This is a genomic window from Pseudomonas sp. PSKL.D1 (assembly GCF_028898945.1).
Taxonomy (GTDB): domain Bacteria; phylum Pseudomonadota; class Gammaproteobacteria; order Pseudomonadales; family Pseudomonadaceae; genus Aquipseudomonas.
On sequence record NZ_CP118607.1, the window covers coordinates 2,670,182 to 2,686,725 of the forward strand.

The 16,544-nt window shown below is 57.3% G+C and carries 12 protein-coding genes and 1 pseudogene; 9 read left to right on the plus strand and 4 right to left on the minus strand.

The features are described 5' to 3' along the window. Positions 1-477: 477 nt before the first annotated feature. Positions 478-1,473 carry an IS110 family transposase gene (locus PVV54_RS11835; protein WP_274907733.1) on the minus strand — a complete coding sequence of 332 codons (996 nt, stop codon included), beginning with the start codon at positions 1,471-1,473 and terminating at the stop codon, positions 478-480. 531 nt (positions 1,474-2,004) lie between these two features. Between PVV54_RS11835 and tri1 the strand changes: the two genes are divergently transcribed. Next, the gene (gene tri1, locus PVV54_RS11840) at positions 2,005-3,120 is read left to right on the plus strand and encodes an ADP-ribosylarginine hydrolase Tri1 (RefSeq protein WP_274910115.1); all 1,116 of its coding nucleotides are present in this window, start codon (positions 2,005-2,007) and stop codon (positions 3,118-3,120) included. 45 nt (positions 3,121-3,165) lie between these two features. Next, positions 3,166-3,882 (plus strand): hypothetical protein, encoded by a 717-nt coding sequence (locus PVV54_RS11845; RefSeq protein ID WP_274910116.1) that lies wholly within the window; start codon positions 3,166-3,168, stop codon positions 3,880-3,882. Between the two features lie 91 nt (positions 3,883-3,973). Here the strand turns inward: PVV54_RS11845 and PVV54_RS11850 are convergent, their stop codons facing one another. The 3 genes from PVV54_RS11850 to PVV54_RS11860 all read right to left on the minus strand — a co-directional run bounded on the left by PVV54_RS11850 (position 3,974) and on the right by PVV54_RS11860 (position 5,910). Continuing rightward, entirely contained in the window at positions 3,974-4,237 is a 264-nt protein-coding gene (locus PVV54_RS11850) for a hypothetical protein (RefSeq protein ID WP_274910117.1), read from the minus strand. A 96-nt stretch (positions 4,238-4,333) separates the two neighbouring features. Continuing rightward, positions 4,334-4,891: a hypothetical protein gene (locus PVV54_RS11855; protein WP_274910118.1), complete on the minus strand. Its 558-nt coding sequence runs from the start codon at positions 4,889-4,891 to the stop codon at positions 4,334-4,336. 2 nt (positions 4,892-4,893) lie between these two features. Further along, positions 4,894-5,910, minus strand: a complete 1,017-nt coding sequence (locus PVV54_RS11860) for a hypothetical protein (RefSeq protein WP_274910119.1) — start codon at positions 5,908-5,910, stop codon at positions 4,894-4,896. A 266-nt stretch (positions 5,911-6,176) separates the two neighbouring features. Between PVV54_RS11860 and PVV54_RS11865 the strand changes: the two genes are divergently transcribed. From PVV54_RS11865 to PVV54_RS11895, 7 genes and pseudogenes are all read left to right on the plus strand, one after another. Then, positions 6,177-8,030, plus strand: coding sequence for a type VI secretion system Vgr family protein (locus PVV54_RS11865; RefSeq protein ID WP_274910120.1), 1,854 nt, complete (start codon positions 6,177-6,179; stop codon positions 8,028-8,030). Between the two features lie 10 nt (positions 8,031-8,040). After that, positions 8,041-8,625 (plus strand): hypothetical protein, encoded by a 585-nt coding sequence (locus tag PVV54_RS11870; RefSeq protein WP_274910121.1) that lies wholly within the window; start codon positions 8,041-8,043, stop codon positions 8,623-8,625. Between the two features lie 31 nt (positions 8,626-8,656). After that, positions 8,657-9,124, plus strand: coding sequence for a DUF1795 domain-containing protein (locus tag PVV54_RS11875; RefSeq protein ID WP_274910122.1), 468 nt, complete (start codon positions 8,657-8,659; stop codon positions 9,122-9,124). 6 nt (positions 9,125-9,130) lie between these two features. Continuing rightward, positions 9,131-13,348: an RHS repeat-associated core domain-containing protein gene (locus PVV54_RS11880; protein ID WP_274910123.1), complete on the plus strand. Its 4,218-nt coding sequence runs from the start codon at positions 9,131-9,133 to the stop codon at positions 13,346-13,348. Positions 13,349-13,351: 3 nt separating this feature from the next. Beyond that, on the plus strand, positions 13,352-13,966 hold the full coding sequence (locus PVV54_RS11885; protein ID WP_274910124.1) for a hypothetical protein: 615 nt from the start codon (positions 13,352-13,354) through the stop codon (positions 13,964-13,966). A 307-nt stretch (positions 13,967-14,273) separates the two neighbouring features. Continuing rightward, positions 14,274-16,136: pseudogene (locus tag PVV54_RS11890) on the plus strand (RHS repeat-associated core domain-containing protein); the annotation flags it as partial. After that, the gene (locus PVV54_RS11895; RefSeq protein WP_274910125.1) at positions 16,133-16,507 is read left to right on the plus strand and encodes a hypothetical protein; all 375 of its coding nucleotides are present in this window, start codon (positions 16,133-16,135) and stop codon (positions 16,505-16,507) included. The pseudogene PVV54_RS11890 and the gene PVV54_RS11895, both read left to right, overlap by 4 nt. The last annotated feature ends 37 nt before the right edge of the window (positions 16,508-16,544 follow it).

The window sequence follows — 16,544 nt, forward strand, 5'->3', positions numbered from 1 at the left end:
CCAGCAATGCCGAGTAGGGCACCCCGCTTTGGAAGAAGTTCCGGCGAGGGCGGCGATTTTTTCCCTGTTTTGTGATGCTGCGCAATGATGGCGCGATGCTATTGAGTGCCTGTTTCGGCTATTGGAGATAGGGGATTGCCCCCTAAAAACGGGGCGTTCGAGTGTTAAGAACGGTGAAGAAATCGTTTAGAAAAGTTTTTTTCAAAAAGTGAACCAGGTCGCATTTTCTGCCGCGTGGAAATAGCTTTCGCTTGTAATCGCAATGATGGCAATGCGACGGAATGCGCCGTACGTATGGTGTGCTCGCGTAGTTAACGAGCACGCGTTTGGATAGTTGCACCTGATGCGAAGATGCTTCTGGGTACCACTGCATTGCGCAAAATCCGAACACTTGCACATGGCCATTCGGGCTGCGCTGTCGCACAGGGAGCTGCGGCCACAAGCGTGTCGCGTACCTTGTAGATACTCTGTTGGCGGTCAAGCTTTTCTCAGGTGTTCAGCGCTGAAAAGCTTGGCCGTATCAAATGGCTCATCTCCACGCATGCATGCCCAGATGCCTGTCAGGTACTTACGCATGACGGCAGCGATGGCCTGCATTTTCTTCTTGCCCCTGTTGACCAGCGACTCGTAAAAAGCCCTCGCATAAGGGTCGCAGCGCACCGCGGTCAAGGCAGGCATGTACATGGCTGCCCGCAGGTACGCATTCCCACTTTTGCCGAGTCTGCCGGGCTTATCAATGCTCGTCCCCGATTGTGTCTGTCGAACATCGAGTCCCGCGTGGCGAGCTACCTGCGAGGACTTGAGCATTTGAGGAAGGGTGGTCAGTTCAGCGAGTGCAGCAAGTGCCGAGACTTCTCCCATCCCGGGACCTGCAAGTAGCTGCTTGTACTGCCGAGTAAGCGTCGGACACTGGGCGATCAGCTCGCGACCTGCCTTACGGAAGCGCTCAATTCGATTATCCAGTGAAACAATCGCTTCCTCTTGATCCTCGATCAGCATCGACACGGTCGTAGCCGTTGCCTGTAATGCATGCAGCTCGTTTTTTGCCCTGGTGCGGTGTCCCACCAATCGATTGATATGTCGACCCAGAGCTCGCAGCTCAAGCTGCACAGGGTTTGGGGGTGTCCACAAGCGTGGTGTCATACGCTCGCCGTACTCGGACAGCAGTTGAGCATCTATTGCATCGGTCTTGCTGTTCACCAGCATCAGTTTGGCGAAATTGTGGAAGCTCTTGGGGTTGATCACTGAAACAGGGAGATCGGCCGCATGTAGCTCAAGGGCCAAGTCCAAGTAATAGATCCCGGTCGCCTCCATCACGATCGACTTGGGCTTGAGTGCCAGCAGCTTTTTTACTGCAGCCTTACGGCCTGCCGGTGTTTGAGCGATATCCCACTGACCGGCAGGACGCCCATCTTTGCGCACCCCGGCGATCGAAGTACGTGAGCCGATATCGAGACCAACCCAGACACTCATTCTTCCCCCTCCCAAGCGAGTTAGGTAACAATGGCCTCCGGTTCCCCGACCTCGAACTTCATGCCGCTGCAACCTTGTAATGCGAAGTCCGACTTGTCGGCTTCTCGATACTCTTCGTAGTGGGCAATGAGGCGGGGGGCCTCTCTACATACAAGGTCAGGGCCATCCCTGCCTTCAGGAGCGGTCGGCCTCCCCGGAAGTGCTTCTTCAGCCTGACGAGCATAACCACTCTCGCCAGGCCAGACACAACATACAAGGAGCGGCTTCAGCCGCGATCACCGGCGTAGCCGGTGCCATGCACCGCGTCGCTTGTCTCGCGGATAAATCCGCTCCTACAGGGATCGCGCCAGTTTGTGAAAAATGAGCAAGACAGTTGCTCACAGTGCAGTTCCATCAGGGCGGATTTGACCGCGACCACCAGCACAGCCGGTGCCGTCCCACCACGCTAGTTCTCCGCCTCTCGTTGCGAGGAAAGGGGACGTTCAGCAAAATGGCCCCATGGACGAAAGCAACGCACAGCAAGGAGTCAGCATGATCGACCTGAGAAGCCCTGATACCACCCTGAGCGAGTATGCCCAACGCTACCGCGACCTCATGCCGGAGATATCGCCGCAACTGCAGCAGCGCATGGAATACATGCCCAACCCTGACGCAGCCCGGTTGCCGCGCATCAAGCCTGCCTGGCTCAACGACAGGCGCTGCACCCTCACCGACGAGCAAGCGCTCGACCGCGCACAAGGCGCGCTGCTGGGTTTGGCGATCGGCGACGCGGTAGGCACCACCCTGGAGTTCCAGCGCCGCGACCAAGGCCAGGTCAACGACATGGTCGGTGGCGGCCCGTTCCGCCTCGCGCCCGGCGAGTGGACCGACGACACCAGCATGGCCCTGTGCCTGGCGGACACCTACGCCGCCAAAGGCAAGTTCGACTACGCAGCCTTCGCCGATGCGCTGGTGCGCTGGTATCGCCGGGGCGAGAACAGCGTCAATGGCCGCTGCTTCGACATCGGCAACGTCACCCGCAATGCTCTGGAAGCCTGGGAAACCCACGGGCTTGGCTGGCTGGGTAATCGCGAAGCCTCGACAGCGGGTAACGGTTCGTTGATCAGGCTGGCGCCCACCGCCATTTTCCGCCGCCATTCGCTCTCGGCCACCTGGCGCGAGTGTGATGTCCAGAGCCAGGTGACCCATGCCGCGCTGGAGGTGTTGCAGTGCTGCAGCCTGTTCGGCGCGCAGTTACACCTGGCGCTCAACGGCGCGGGCAAGGAGGAGGCGCTGTCAGCCCAGGTACGGCCGCTGCAGCCACGGCCGATGATCATCAATGCGGGGGAATACAAGCACAAGACCCGCGAGCAGATTCGTTCTTCGGGGTATGTGGTCGACACGCTTGAGGCTGCCCTGTGGGCCGTGTGGCACACGGACAATTTCAAGGATGCGATCCTGCTGGCGGCCAACCTTGCTGATGATGCCGACAGCGTCGCGGCGACGGCCGGGCAGATTGCGGGTGCGTTGTATGGGGTATCGGGCATGCCACGTGAATGGGTGGCCAAGGTGGCGTGGTCACAACACATACGGGACCTGGCAAGCCGGGTATTCGAGCTGGCGCCGCAGGGCGATGAGCTTGACGATATTGTTTACGACAGCAATTGACAGTACTTGGGTATGGCAGGCCATGGATGGGTGGAGTAGTTACACATGTTCACGCTCGAACGGTTTTTCTCTCGAATATACGGATTTGTTTACCTGGCGCTTTTGGTGACTGTTTTCACCTATGGCGTAGGCCCGAAGTGGAGTGTCATTCCGGCGCTGATACTTTTCATGATATTGATCAAACACAGTTTCAAATGTGCATATCTGTCAGAGCGCTTCAGTGACTATGCCGTGCAGTGCCTATGGTTCAATCTGAGTGTGAGCCCGCTTTTCGCGTACCTGCTGACGCTTGCGATCACTTACAAGAAACTCAAGTTGGGTGCTTTGGAGTCATTGGCCCTCAGTGCGCTCCCGCTGTTGCTGGTGGCGCTGGCCTACGGGCTCGCCTGGGTGTGCGCGGGGAAAGTGGACACGCTGGTCGTGCAAGGAGATCGGATCGAAGTGATCGAGCGGGAACACAGCGGTGCGCCGTGGATGGGAGGTTTCGGCGCGGCACTCGGTGGCCTTATGTATCCAATCGTACAGACGTACAGTGAATCCATGCTGATACTGGTCTACGTGCTGATGGCCTGCGGGCTATACATGGTGTATTACCATCGACAGAACATTGCATCGTTCAAGGCACTGCGGGCGCGTGAGCGCCGGGAGAACAAACACTATACGTTCATGGAACTCGAGCACCTGCGGTCATTGCGCGCGCGGTCTTGGGTGGGGCGGGGCCTGGCGCTGGTGAAAAGGGTGGCGGGGCGTAGGAACGGTTGATTGCGGGGCCATGGAGTTCGTCTGATTGCGCTTCAAGCTTCCAGGTCCAACGTTACTGGTGTGGGTTGTCGCAGTGCCCCGTGACGTTTCGCTAGATGCCGGTGCCGCGACGGGTCCCTGGTTTGATGATCAACAGTTCATCCATCTCCCTGTGGCGACATTTGATGACAAATGCAAGTGCCGCATCAGGGGCATTCAGAAAACGTTCGAACGCTTCAGCGTCAATCGCATAGTACTCTTCGTAATCAACCAAGCCATTGCTGACAGGGAAAGACACGAAGTGCTGCTCGGCTTCTTCTTCGATGCCGATGGAGAACATGTGCTGCCGGCTGACGAACATGTCTTTGAATTTCATCGGATTCTCATTAGAGGGCGTAGGATTCATTGGGCGCCTCAAAATCGTCAGCGTCACCCGCAGCGTCCTGAAAGCACTGCATTGCTGCAAGCATTCTTACTGTCGCCCATCGGCCTGCATGCACAAAATTCGATCACCAACGCGCTTGCAGGGTTGATCGTGGTCATTGTACAAGTCAGGCTTGAAGCAATATTGTGGATTGTTGACCCAGTATACTTTCCAGGCTGAGCCTGATATCAGAAGTTTTTGGCACGGGGTGTACCCCTTTGCCCACAAGCCAAGCGTCACCAGTACTGCCAGCGCCGGTGCAATACAGATCATTGACCACAGTGTCAATTTATAGGAGGTGTGTTGAAATCGGAATAGGCGGGAACGGGGCGGCGGGTCAAATTTTTGCGCGTGCCAGCATGCATGTGCTGACGTAATGACAATAATTGGGGTAACCGTGCACATGGCAATAAGCATAAAGCCCAGATAGGGCGTCACCACGATAGGGGCATTATTCAAAAGGTTTCCAAATAATGGCAATACATCGCTTACCAGCCAATAAGCGGACAGCAAGCCTAATGCCAAGGTCGCTAAGCCCGTTGTAAAAGCGACCAAGCGAAATAGGAGCGCAGAACGCTCGTGGAGTTGGTGAGGTCGTGTCGTCATGGTTAAAACTTGGGTAAGTTGAAAGTTGGAAGTGATGGCAGTGACGGAAGCTCGGGTACCGAGGGCCATCCAGGCAGATTGAGGTCGCCAGGCTGGAGCTTTTTCAACGCCCAGCGCTTGGCGTCGTCGTAAAGTTTTTCTGCAATCTGGCCAGCTATATTGCTGACTTTTTCCTCTGCGTACCTCTGCATGTCATCGACGCTGATCCGGCTGGCCTGCTGGTGCAAATATTCCAAGTGGTCTACGGCGTATCGGAGGCCCGCTTTAACCGAATTTTTTATTCCATAATGGGTATCAAGTTCGTTCAGGCCCCAACCTACTGCAAATACAACGGCAGCCCCCAGGATCACGGGTGCGGCGGCAAAGGTAGTTAATGCGCCAATGGCCAAACCGAACGCATACCCGACTGCCGTAGCGATACCGGCTTTCACCAGTTCTACTCCAACCCCGCCGAACAAATCGCTCATCACGTGTTCATCAGCAAACATCCATTCAACGACTTCAATGGCGACCGCAACATAGCAGGAAAATTTAAAGCCTTTGATGGACGAGCCGCGCACGCCGTACTTGCCGATCCCCATACTGATCAACTTGGCGTTCTGCAGGCCGTAGCGCGGTGCATTAAGCGTTTTCCTGAGGCCTGGGTAACCCGTAAGGATCACGTACTGTTTACCGTTGCGTACCGTGTAACGCACTCTTGTTTGAATGCCATTCATGTCGCGAATGAAGCCGACCGTTTTTTTTGCGTCCCAAGCGGCCATGGCCGTGGGTACGCCCCATGTCGTGTTGACAAAGGTATGGGGGTAGCCATTCCAGGTAGATTTTGCGCCCTGCCACGCGCCGGTCAGCATATCGCCTTCTGTGCGTGCACACACTTGTGGCGATTGTGTGGCGCTGTGCGTGTGGGTTGATAGCAGCGCCTGAGCGTGGAAATCCTCAGCCGGCATGATCACCATTTCCAGCTGATTCTGGTCCATCTCCCTGTCCAGTTGGTTCAGCTGACTTTCACTCACGCTCATGGCGACGCTCCCTGTTCTCTGCTGTGTACTGCCTCATGGCCAAGGTCAGGGAGCCTACACCCCAGACCTTCGCCAGATCAAACCAAGAGACATATTCCGATGTAATTAATCGCAGAACTGTCTACTGATACTCAGCCCCTGATGGTGCTGTTGCCAGCGGCATTTGTCATTGTCGTGCGGCGGTATGGCTTACGGCCATCATTTGACAGCTCGCGCCGAGCACGTTTTCATGGTGAGCTTTCCAGCTTGATGCAGGATGCATTGATATGATTACGGACGCCCTCGAGTCGATGCTCAGCCAGCATCAACGTCTGTTCACCTTCGACTCACCATTGCCCCCCGAACAAGAGCTGCAACTTCTTAGTTTCAGTGGCCGTGAGGCGATTTCTGAGCTGTTCAGTTTCCAGGTACAGCTCATATCCCAAGATGCTCGCATCGAGCTGAAGAAACTCATCGGCAAGAAAGTCACGATGGGGGTTGCCCTCTCCGATGGCACTACCAGGTACATCAGTGCGCACGTCTCGGACTTCGTGCACACGGGTGCTGACGGTGGCCTTGCCAACTACACAGCTGAACTTGTGCCGTGGATCTGGATTCTCAGCCGCCGCCGCGATTCGCGAATCTTCCAGGACAAGACCACCGAGCAGATCGTCAAGGAAGTCTTCGCCTACTACCTGACCTTGGCCGAGCATGAGTTCCGCCTCAGTCAGCCGCTCAAGCCAATCAGCTACTGCACGCAATATCAGGAGTCGGACCTGAACTTCGTGCTGCGACTGCTTGAACAGGAAGGGCTGTTCTTCACCTTCGAGCACTCCAAAGATGGCCATCGCATGATCATCAGCGATGACAGCAGCATGCTCCCGCAGCTTGGGCGCCAGCCGGTGATCCGTTACCACAGTGCATCGGTTACCGAGACCGCAGACTCGATCACGGCATGGTCTTCTGCGAGACGGATGCAGCCAACGGGACTGGCGCTCAAGTCATTCGACTACAAGCAACCTGGCAATCCGCATCTGGTTCAGATGAACTCCGTCAACCAGCAGGGCGAGGTCGGCCAGTATGAGGTCTTCGAATATGAAGGCCTCTATGGCTACGCTGATTCCGACGAAGGAATGCGCAAAGCTCGGCGTCGACTGGAAGCGATGGAGGTGGACGGCAAGACCTTTCATGGTGGGAGCAACTGCCGAGCCATGGAGCCTGGTCATTACTTCGAGCTGAGCCAGCATTACGACCACGACAATGACGCCCCGGATGATCGGCAGTTTCTGCTGCTGTCGGTGAACCACTGGGGTCAGAACAATTACGCCAGCGACGGCGAAGCGGGTTACCGCAACAGCTTCAGCTGTATCCGCCGGAAAATCCCTTACCGTCCTGCGTTGCACACGCCGAGGGCGGGCATCAGCGGGCCGCAGACCGCCATCGTCGTCGGCCCGCCCGGCGAAGAAATCTACACGGATGAACTCGGCCGGGTGAAGCTGCAGTTCCACTGGGACCGCAACGGCGAATTCAACGACCAAAGCTCCTGCTGGGTACGCGTTGCCCAGTCCGGCGCCAGCGGCGGCTTCGGCAGCATCCAGATCCCCCGTGTGGGCGACGAAGTGGTGGTGGTATTCCTCGACGGCAACCCCGACCGGCCGTTGATCATGGGCAGCCTGTACAACAGCAGCAACACCCCACCGTGGTCGCTGCCGGCGAACAAGACCCAGAGTGGCTTCCTAACGCGTTCGATGAAAGGCGACGGCGGCACCGCCAACTTCTTTCGCTTTGAAGACAAGGCCGGCGCCGAGCAGATCATCATGCATGCCGAGCGCAACATGGATACCGAGATCGAGCTGGATGAGACCCACGATGTGGGGAACGATCGCACGATCACCGTGGGTGGCACACACACCGAAACGGTCAAGAAAGACACTGTCGTGCAGGTGACCGAGGGTTCTTACACCCTGCAGGTCGACAACCAGTTCATCCAGGTGGCGGCCAAGCAGCACATCATCCTGCAAGTGGGCGACAGCAGCATCACGCTCACCCCTGAAGGCGTCGAGATCAAGGGCAAGGTCATCCTCACCACCAGTACCGATACCACCAAGATCACCGGCGCCGCAGTGCGGATCAACGACTGAGGCCAGCGCCATGTACAAACCCTCGATCTACGACCGTATTTCGGCCAGGCGCGAAGCGGAGGAAGAGGCGCAGCGGTTGGCCAAGCTGGAAGCGGCCGCACGTGCTGCCGAACCTGTGCCCGAGCCGGAGCCAGTGCCTGTCGCGCTGCAAGAGGTCGCCAGCAGTTTCACCTTCGGCGGGTTCAACCTGCAGTTTCCGCAAGGGTTTCGTTTTCTCGACATACAGACCACCGTCGAGCATGAAGGCGCACCGGTTACCTTGAGCATTCGTCGCCGCAATGCGCGCCCGGCGCACACGCTGGAGCAGCTATTCGACGAAGCCATCGAAGCCCTGCGCGAACGCAACCCGAAACTGCGGGTGATCCGCCAGCGGGATTGCCATGTGGCCGGCAGCCCGGCCAAGGTGCTGGACTTTCACTTCAGTGTCGGCCATGAACCCCGCCATGGGCGGCTGGTCGGTGCACTTGTGCCCGTCGAAGGCAGCGCGTCACCGCAATGGCTTGATATCGCCAGCGTGATCGACCCGACCAACCCTGCGCTCAGCCAGTGGCTGGTCGAATTCGACCGCATGCTCGACGGCTTCGCGCTGCGCTGACCCCCATTTTGCTATCAGGAATTTTCATCGCATGGATTACGAGTTGCAGGAGGGCAGCATCGCGCTGCCAGAAGGTTTCGAGGACCGCACGGTCAACATGTTCGTCCTGGGCGCCAGCGTGCCCGCACCCTTGAGCATCACCATCTCGCGCGACACCTTGCTGCCGGGCGAAGCCCTGCAAGCCTACGTCGAGCGCCAGATCAAGATGCTGACCTCGAAACTGCGCGGCTACACCCGCCTGGGCAGCAAGGCCGTTGCGCTATGCGCCAGCGCGCCCATAGCCGGCATCCAGAACGATGCCTATTACGTGAACCAGGGCCGCCCGCTGTACCAGCGCCAGGCCGCGTTCATCATCAGCCCCGGGCGTGCGCTGATTTTTTCGACCACGGCGCAGGCCGACTTCAGTGCCCAGCAGAACCAGGACTGGGACAACCTGTTGGCCAGCTTCACGCCACGTAACCCGGTAGTCACCGGCGCCGAGCCCGGCGAACAGGAGTAACCCCTCATGTTCGAAGCGGCCAGGTTCGGCGACGACATATCGCACACCAGCGCGCTGGGGGGCTTCCTGATCGGAGCCGCCCTGGGCATTGCGCTGGTAGCCACGGTGGCCATCGCCACCTTCACCTGCGGGTTTGGCGTGGCCTTGCTGGCCGGCCTCGCAGCTGGTATCGGAGGCAGCTTGCTGACCGCTGCCGGAGAGGCGATAGGCAGTATGTTCTCGTCCCCCTCAGGGACGATAACCACTGCCTCGCCCAACGTCTTCATCAACAGCCGCAAGGCCGCACGGGTCGAGAAAAGCATCGGCGCCTGCGACAAGCACCCCGGCCCGGTGCAAATCGCCGAAGGTTCGACCAACGTCTTCATCAACAGCGTGGCGGCGGCGCGCAAGGGCGACAAGCTGACCTGCGGTGCGACCATCAGCGGTGGCTCGGACAACGTCATCATCGGTGGCGGCACTTACCGTTACCTGCCAGTGGACGACGAAATCCCGCAATGGTTGCGCACCACCGTGGATGTGCTGATGGCCATTGCCGGGGCCGCGGGCGGTATTGCCCAGTTGATCAAGGCGGGCAGCCAGGCCGGCATGAAAGCCATCATGCCCTGCGCCCTGAAGTTCACCGCCGGCTTCGTCGCCGGTGAAGTGGCCAGCCGCTACGTGGTCGAACCGGTCGCCCGCCGGGCCATCGGCGGCCTGGTCGGCAACCCGGTCGACCTCACCACCGGGCGCAAACTGATCCCTGATGAAATCGACTTCAGCCTGCCCGGCCTGATGCCCATCGAGTGGTCGCGCTTCTACGCCAGCGACCTGACAGTAAACAGCGTGCTCGGCCAAGGCTGGGTATTGCCGTGGGAGCAATGCCTGCGCCGCCAGGGTGCATTTATTTACCTCACCGACAACCAGGGGCGTGAAGTCCCGTTCGTGACCCTGCAACCGGGCGAGCGCATCTACAACCCGCACGAGCAGGTGTACCTGGTGTGCACCGAGGGCGGCCACTACCTGCTGCAAACCCTCGACAACCTGTTCTTCTATTTCGGCGAAGTGCCCGACACCAACACCGACGTGCCGCTGCAACGCATCGAAAACGCCCTCGGCCACTTCCTGCACTTCACCCGCACGGCAAAGGGCACGCTCACCGACATCAGCGCCACCGGTGGCACCCGTGTGCACCTGCACTACGACCACCCATTGGGCCGCCTGACCGACATCAAGCGCGTGGTCGACGACCAGGCCGTCGAAACGCTCACCCAGTACCGCTACGACGAACACGGCCAGCTGAACGCGGTGATCAACCGCAACGGCGACACCGTGCGCAGCTTCAGCTACGCCGAAGGCCTGATGGTCAGCCACAGCAACGCACTGGGCCTGGGCTGCCACTACCGCTGGGAAACCCTCGGCGACAAGCCCCGGGTGGTCGAGCACTGGACCAGCGACGGCGAGCATTACCAGTTCCGCTACGACCCGGACGCGCGCACCAGCTGGGCCACCGATGTCCTGGGCCGCGAATTGGAGGTGCAGTACAACGCCGACCACCGCGTGATCGCCAGCCGCGACTACGGCGGCGAGCGTTTTGCCATCGAGCTGGACGAGCAGGGCAACATGGTCGGCCTGGCCCTGCCGGACGGTAACCGCCTGCAATTCAAGTACGATGAATTCGCCCGCCTGCTCGAAGAAACCGACCCGCTCGGGCGCAAGATCGCCTATGAGTACCACCACCTGACCACGCTGGTGACCCAGGTCACCTACCCGGACGGCAGCACTTGGCAGGCGCGCTACGACGACAAAGGCAACCTGCTCGCCGAAACCGACGCCCTCGGCCAGATGACCGAGTACCTCAACAGCGACGACGGCCTGCCGCACACCATCATCGACGCCACCTACAAGTCCAAGTACCTGTGGTGGAACACCCTGGCCCAGGTCGAGCGCTATCAGGACTGCTCCGGCAAAAGCACCCACTACCGCTACGACGACCGCCAGCATTTGGTCGCCGTCACCGACGCCCTGAACCAGACCACCACCCTGGAGCGCAAACCCGACGGCGAAGTGCTGCGCATCAGCCACCCGGACGGCACGGCGGAAACCTTCAGCTACAACGTCTACGGCCAGGTGCTGAGCCACACCGACGGCAAAGGCCAGACCACCCGCCTGCTGCGCACCGCCCGCGGCCTGCCGAGCAGCCGCCAGGACGCCAAAGGCCAGCGGGTACGCTACGAGTACGACAAGGCCATCCGCCTGACCGCGCTGGTCAACGAAAACAACGCGGCCTACCGCTTTGCTTACGATGCGTCGGACCGCCTGAGCGAAGAAGTACGGGTCGACAACCTCACCCGACGCTTCACCTACAACGCCGGCGGCCACCTGACCCGTCTGGACGAAATCGGCTACGGCGAAAATGCCGAACGGCCGGAGCGCAGTACCGACTTCGAGCGCGACCCAATCGGCCGCCTGATCGCCAAACTCAACCAGGATGGCCGTCAGGATTTCCAGTACGACGTTGCCGACCGCCTGCTGAGCATCCACCGGCAACCCACCGGTACGGCCAAGCAACTGGGGATTACCGAGGAAACGCTCCAATACACCTACGACGTGCTCGGACGCTTGACCGAGGAAATCACCCCCGACGGCGTCCTGAAGTACGAATATGACCCACTCAGCAACCTGACCACGCTGACCCTGCCGGACGGCCGCAAGGTCAACCACCTGTATTACGGCAGCGGGCACCTGCACCAGCTGAACGTGGACGGCCAGGTGATCAGCGACATGGAGCGCGATGACCTGCACCGCGAGGTGTATCGAACGCAGGGCAAGCTCACCAGTTGCTTCGGTTACGACGCCATGGGGCGCAAGGCGTGGCAGTTTGCATCAACGTTGCCGGCCGACAAGCTGTCGCAGGTGCACAACACCGGCATCAACACCTCGTTGCTGGTGGAGCATGCCTACAACCCGATTCACCGCCGCTACCAGTACGACCCGGCAGGTGAACTGGTGCGCACGCTGGACAAGCTGCGCGGCGAGATCAAGTACGACTATGAAGCCAACGGCCAGCTGCGCAGCCGAGATACCGGCTCATTGATCGGTAGTGAAGAATTCCGCTACGACGCAGCGGCCAACCGGCTGGACTTCAACGCGCGTCAGTTTGAAAAGGTCAAGGACAACCGGATCAAGCAGTGGCGCGATCAGGAATACCGCTACGACCCGTGGGGCAACCTGATCGAGAAGCGCTCGGGGCACAGCAAGCTGCAGCACTTCCGGTATGACTGCGAGAACCGGTTGGTGCAGGGCGAGACGTGGGTGGCGGGGAAGCTGGAGAGCACCGGGCATTACCGCTATGACAGCCTCGGGCGGCGGGTGGCCAAGCACGTTGAGAGAAACGGGCAGGTCGAGCAGAAGCGCTTCCTGTGGCAGGGGCTGCGGATGCTGCGGGAGGAGACGCCCGGGCAGAACATCCTGTACCTGTACGAGCCGGGGAGCTATGCGCCGTTGGCCCGACTGGATCAATCGGAAGGGGAAGAGCAGAAGGTCTACTACTTCCATACCGACCAGATTGGTACGCCGCTGGAGCTAACCGACAGCGATGGCAAAATTGTTTGGCAGGCGACATATCGGTCGTGGGGTGCGATTGAGAGTTTGTCAGTCAGTGAGATTGAACAGAACCTGCGTTGTCAGGGGCAGTACCACGATTTTGAGACGGGGCTGCACTACAATGTGTTTCGGTATTACGATCCTGAAGTCGGGCGATTTGTTACGCAAGATCCTATAGGATTGCAAGGGGGTTACAATCTCTACGATTATGCTCCCAATACATTAACTTGGATCGATCCATTCGGCCTCTGCAAGAGTGCAGCAAGCGGTGACAAAGGACGAACTAAAGCGATGCATGACCTGGAGCGTAACGGCTTCAAGATTGTTGCTGAAGAAGTAACTATGAAAGTCAATGGGAGTAGAGTAAGAGCGGACTTTGTCGCTAGGGATGCTCAGGGAAATCTTCATGTATTTGAAGTCAAGCACGGGACGGGATCACTCACTAAAAATCAGAAAGCTGCAGGTGTGTTTGACATGAGTAATCCTGCCAATACAACGCAGCACCTCGGGGGTGGCGTAATAACGCCATCAAGCGGAACTGCGGCAAAACTAAAAGTTGATACTAAAAGTGCACGCGGAAAACTCCTTGGCGGCAAAGGAGCGGTGCATGATGCAGTATTTAATGTACTTAAATATCGGTGACTTATGGGTTCTGAGAATCGCTCGCATTTTGAGGCTGTGCTGCTGGAAGAGCTAAAAACTACTGCTATGCGGTTTAAAGGGGTTGTTGCATCCAAGAATAAGTTGAAGTTCAAGTATGAGAAAAAAATCGTAGCTGAGCTTTTCTTTGAACATCTTGCTCGCGTAGACGCATATGTGCTCGGTGGCATGGTATATGGCGGGCAAATTTTTGAGTGTGCCTCTAATTTTACGCCTCCTTACAAGAGTAATCTTTTTAACGAAAGTTGCTTTTCATTTATTTCTTCTGGGGAGCATTATAAGCGTTTCGGCAGAGAGGCTGGCGGCGCGATAAAAACGCCTGAGCCTCATGTTGCTAAAGAGGTTTGCGCACAAATTGTTGCTGTGCTGGAAGAGTTTTATATTCCACGAATTTTGGCTTGTATTACACCGTCGGAACGGACTGTGGACGATGTTCTGTCTGACCCTGATGAGTACGCTTACCCGGCGGTTTTCATACATTGTGCCGTGAAAATTGGCGAGTTGGCAATCGATAAGGCTTGCATAAATGAGGCGTTGGCCTCGAAGAAAGTTGTAAAAAATAAAGCTTATGATACTTCGTTGCTTGCGGATCTGGAGTGAGGGTTTCTGTATTGTGCTAGCAAGTAAGGCAGATAAGGTTAATTGGTGTTTCGATGGTCCAATGATTTGGTTTGGCCATGCTTTGTTTTTCGCTTCATTGAGTGCAGATGTGTGATGTGTTGATTTGATATTTATTTGAGCGACGGCAGATAATTTTAATTATTAATCTATAATTAAGACTTGCTCTTTAATAATGTGCGATTTACTCTGGCTTTATTAAATTTTTCTATAGAGCCAGAGCCAGAGCCAGAGCCAGAGCCAGAGCCAGAGCCAGCTTTGACATTGGATTTAATTCAGATTCGCAAACGGTCAAAGAGCGCGGCTGGACGAAATCGGCTACGGCGAACACGCCGAGCGCCCCGAGCGCCCCGAGCGCAGCACCGACTTCGAGCGCGACCCAATCGGCCGCCTCACCGCCAAACTCAATCACGATGGCCGTCAGGATTTCGAGTACGACATCGCCGACCGCTTGCTAAGCATCCACCGGCAGCCTACCGGTACGGCCAAGCAACTGGGTATTACGGAAGAAAAGCTGGCCTACACCTACGACCTGCTCGGACGGCTAACTCAGGAAATAACCCCCGACGGCGCATTGGCCTACGAATACGACCCGCTCAGCAACCTGACCACCCTGACCCTGCCGGACGGCCGCAAGGTCAACCACCTGTACTACGGCAGCGGGCACCTGCACCATCTGAACGTGGACGGCCAGGTGATCAGCGACATGGAGCGCGACGACCTGCACCGCGAGGTGTATCGAACGCAGGGCAAGCTCACCAGTTGCTTTGGTTACGACGCCATGGGGCGCAAGGCGTGGCAGTTTGCATCAACGTTGCCGGCCGACAAGCTGTCGCAGGTGCACAACACCGGGATCAACACCTCGTTGCTGGTGGAGCATGCGTATAACCCGATTCACCGCCGTTACCAGTACGACCCGGCCGGGGAATTGGTACGCACGCTGGACAAGCTGCGTGGCGAGATCAAGTACAGCTACGAAGCCAACGGCCAGTTGCGCAGCCGCGACACCGGCTCATTGATCGGCAGCGAAGAGTTCCGCTACGACGCGGCAGCGAATCGCCTGGACTTCAACGCGCGGCAATTCGACAAGGTCAAGGACAACCGGATCAAACAGTGGCGTGACCAGGAATACCGCTACGACCCGTGGGGCAACCTGATCGAGAAAAGGTCGGGGCACAGCAAGCTGCAGCACTTCCGTTATGACTGCGAGAACCGGCTGGTGCAGGCCGAAACGTGGGTGGCAGGGAAGCTGGAGAGTACCGGCCATTACCGCTATGACAGCCTCGGGCGGCGGGTGGCCAAGCACGTTGAGAGAAACGGGCAGATCGGGCAGAAGCGTTTCTTGTGGCAAGGGTTGCGGATGCTGCGGGAAGAGACGCCCGGGCAGAGTATTTTGTACTTGTACGAGCCGGGGAGCTATGCGCCGTTGGCGCGGGTCGATGCCAAGGAAGGGGAAGGGCAGCGGGTTTACTACTACCATACCGACCAGATTGGCACGCCCCTGGAGTTGACGGACAGCGATGGCAGTATCGTCTGGCAGGCCACGTATCGGTCGTGGGGAGCGATAGAGAGTCTGCCCGTGAATGACATTGAGCAGAATCTACGCTTCCAAGGGCAATACTTCGACGACGAAACCGGCCTACACTACAACACGTTCCGCTACTATGATGCCGAAGTGGGGCGCTACCTCAGTCATGACCCTGTAGGTTTGCTGGGCGGCTTCAACCTCTATCGATATGTTTCCAATCCACTAAGCAGCATTGACCCATGGGGATGGTGCGAAAAAAAGGGAATGGGAGTGAGTAAGTCGGGGCATCACGTACCCTCCGTACGAAAATCTAAAGGGCGGCCATTTGCAGTATCCAGATCAGACAAAACCCGACCTACACTGTTCCCGAAAGGGGATAATCCGGAGCATGATCACTGGTTATTACATGAGGCAGAGAGAGGCCCAATAGGCCCCCGACAAGGTGATTTCCCTGGTACAGATGATCAACTATTCTCTGCATATCGTGAGGCTTATAAAGACTTGGATCATATAAAAGTGGACGTGGTTTCTCCAAATGGTACTCACGTGCTGGGTGAAAATGTGACACCTCGAGCGGCGGTGGATCTGATTGAAAACTGGCTGAAGGAGAGTGGGTTGAGATGATGAATTATTCATTTTTAGATATTAAGAAGAAAATTGAGCAAGTCGATTTTTTTGAAGTTGTTGTATCCAGTGTAAGGGATTGGGATGAAGCGCTAGATGAGCGCGATAGTGATGATTTTGATGTTGCGTGGACGAACGCTTTTGAGGAGATGAAAGCATTAAGTTACTCGTCTGATACCGATGAGCAATCCTCTAAGTGTGTTCGAGAATTTGTATTCAAAAAAATCTATTCACTGACCGGAAGTGCTGAGGTCTCTGGTTATATTTCCGATGATATAGGGCTTGTGGTTGATGCAGCTTTGAAGTCGTGTGATAGTGAATGGGTGGAAAATATTTTTGAAGTTTACTGCTCTGGGCGCTTCCCAGTTTAGCAGTGTGGTGGTTTTTTAAGTTTTACTGGTGAAAATT

What these genes read in the sequence shown, in the direction of transcription:
- PVV54_RS11835 (WP_274907733.1), bottom strand. Translation starts at nt 1,473, where the DNA reads ATGAGTGTCTGGGTTGGTCTCGATATCGGCTCACGTACTTCGATCGCC.
- PVV54_RS11855 (WP_274910118.1), bottom strand. Translation starts at nt 4,891, where the DNA reads ATGACGACACGACCTCACCAACTCCACGAGCGTTCTGCGCTCCTATTT.
- PVV54_RS11875 (WP_274910122.1), top strand. Translation starts at nt 8,657, where the DNA reads ATGGATTACGAGTTGCAGGAGGGCAGCATCGCGCTGCCAGAAGGTTTC.
- PVV54_RS11860 (WP_274910119.1), bottom strand. Translation starts at nt 5,910, where the DNA reads ATGAGCGTGAGTGAAAGTCAGCTGAACCAACTGGACAGGGAGATGGAC.
- PVV54_RS11865 (WP_274910120.1), top strand. Translation starts at nt 6,177, where the DNA reads ATGATTACGGACGCCCTCGAGTCGATGCTCAGCCAGCATCAACGTCTG.
- PVV54_RS11880 (WP_274910123.1), top strand. Translation starts at nt 9,131, where the DNA reads ATGTTCGAAGCGGCCAGGTTCGGCGACGACATATCGCACACCAGCGCG.
- PVV54_RS11870 (WP_274910121.1), top strand. Translation starts at nt 8,041, where the DNA reads ATGTACAAACCCTCGATCTACGACCGTATTTCGGCCAGGCGCGAAGCG.
- PVV54_RS11845 (WP_274910116.1), top strand. Translation starts at nt 3,166, where the DNA reads ATGTTCACGCTCGAACGGTTTTTCTCTCGAATATACGGATTTGTTTAC.
- tri1 (WP_274910115.1), top strand. Translation starts at nt 2,005, where the DNA reads ATGATCGACCTGAGAAGCCCTGATACCACCCTGAGCGAGTATGCCCAA.
- PVV54_RS11885 (WP_274910124.1), top strand. Translation starts at nt 13,352, where the DNA reads ATGGGTTCTGAGAATCGCTCGCATTTTGAGGCTGTGCTGCTGGAAGAG.
- PVV54_RS11850 (WP_274910117.1), bottom strand. Translation starts at nt 4,237, where the DNA reads ATGAAATTCAAAGACATGTTCGTCAGCCGGCAGCACATGTTCTCCATC.
- PVV54_RS11895 (WP_274910125.1), top strand. Translation starts at nt 16,133, where the DNA reads ATGATGAATTATTCATTTTTAGATATTAAGAAGAAAATTGAGCAAGTC.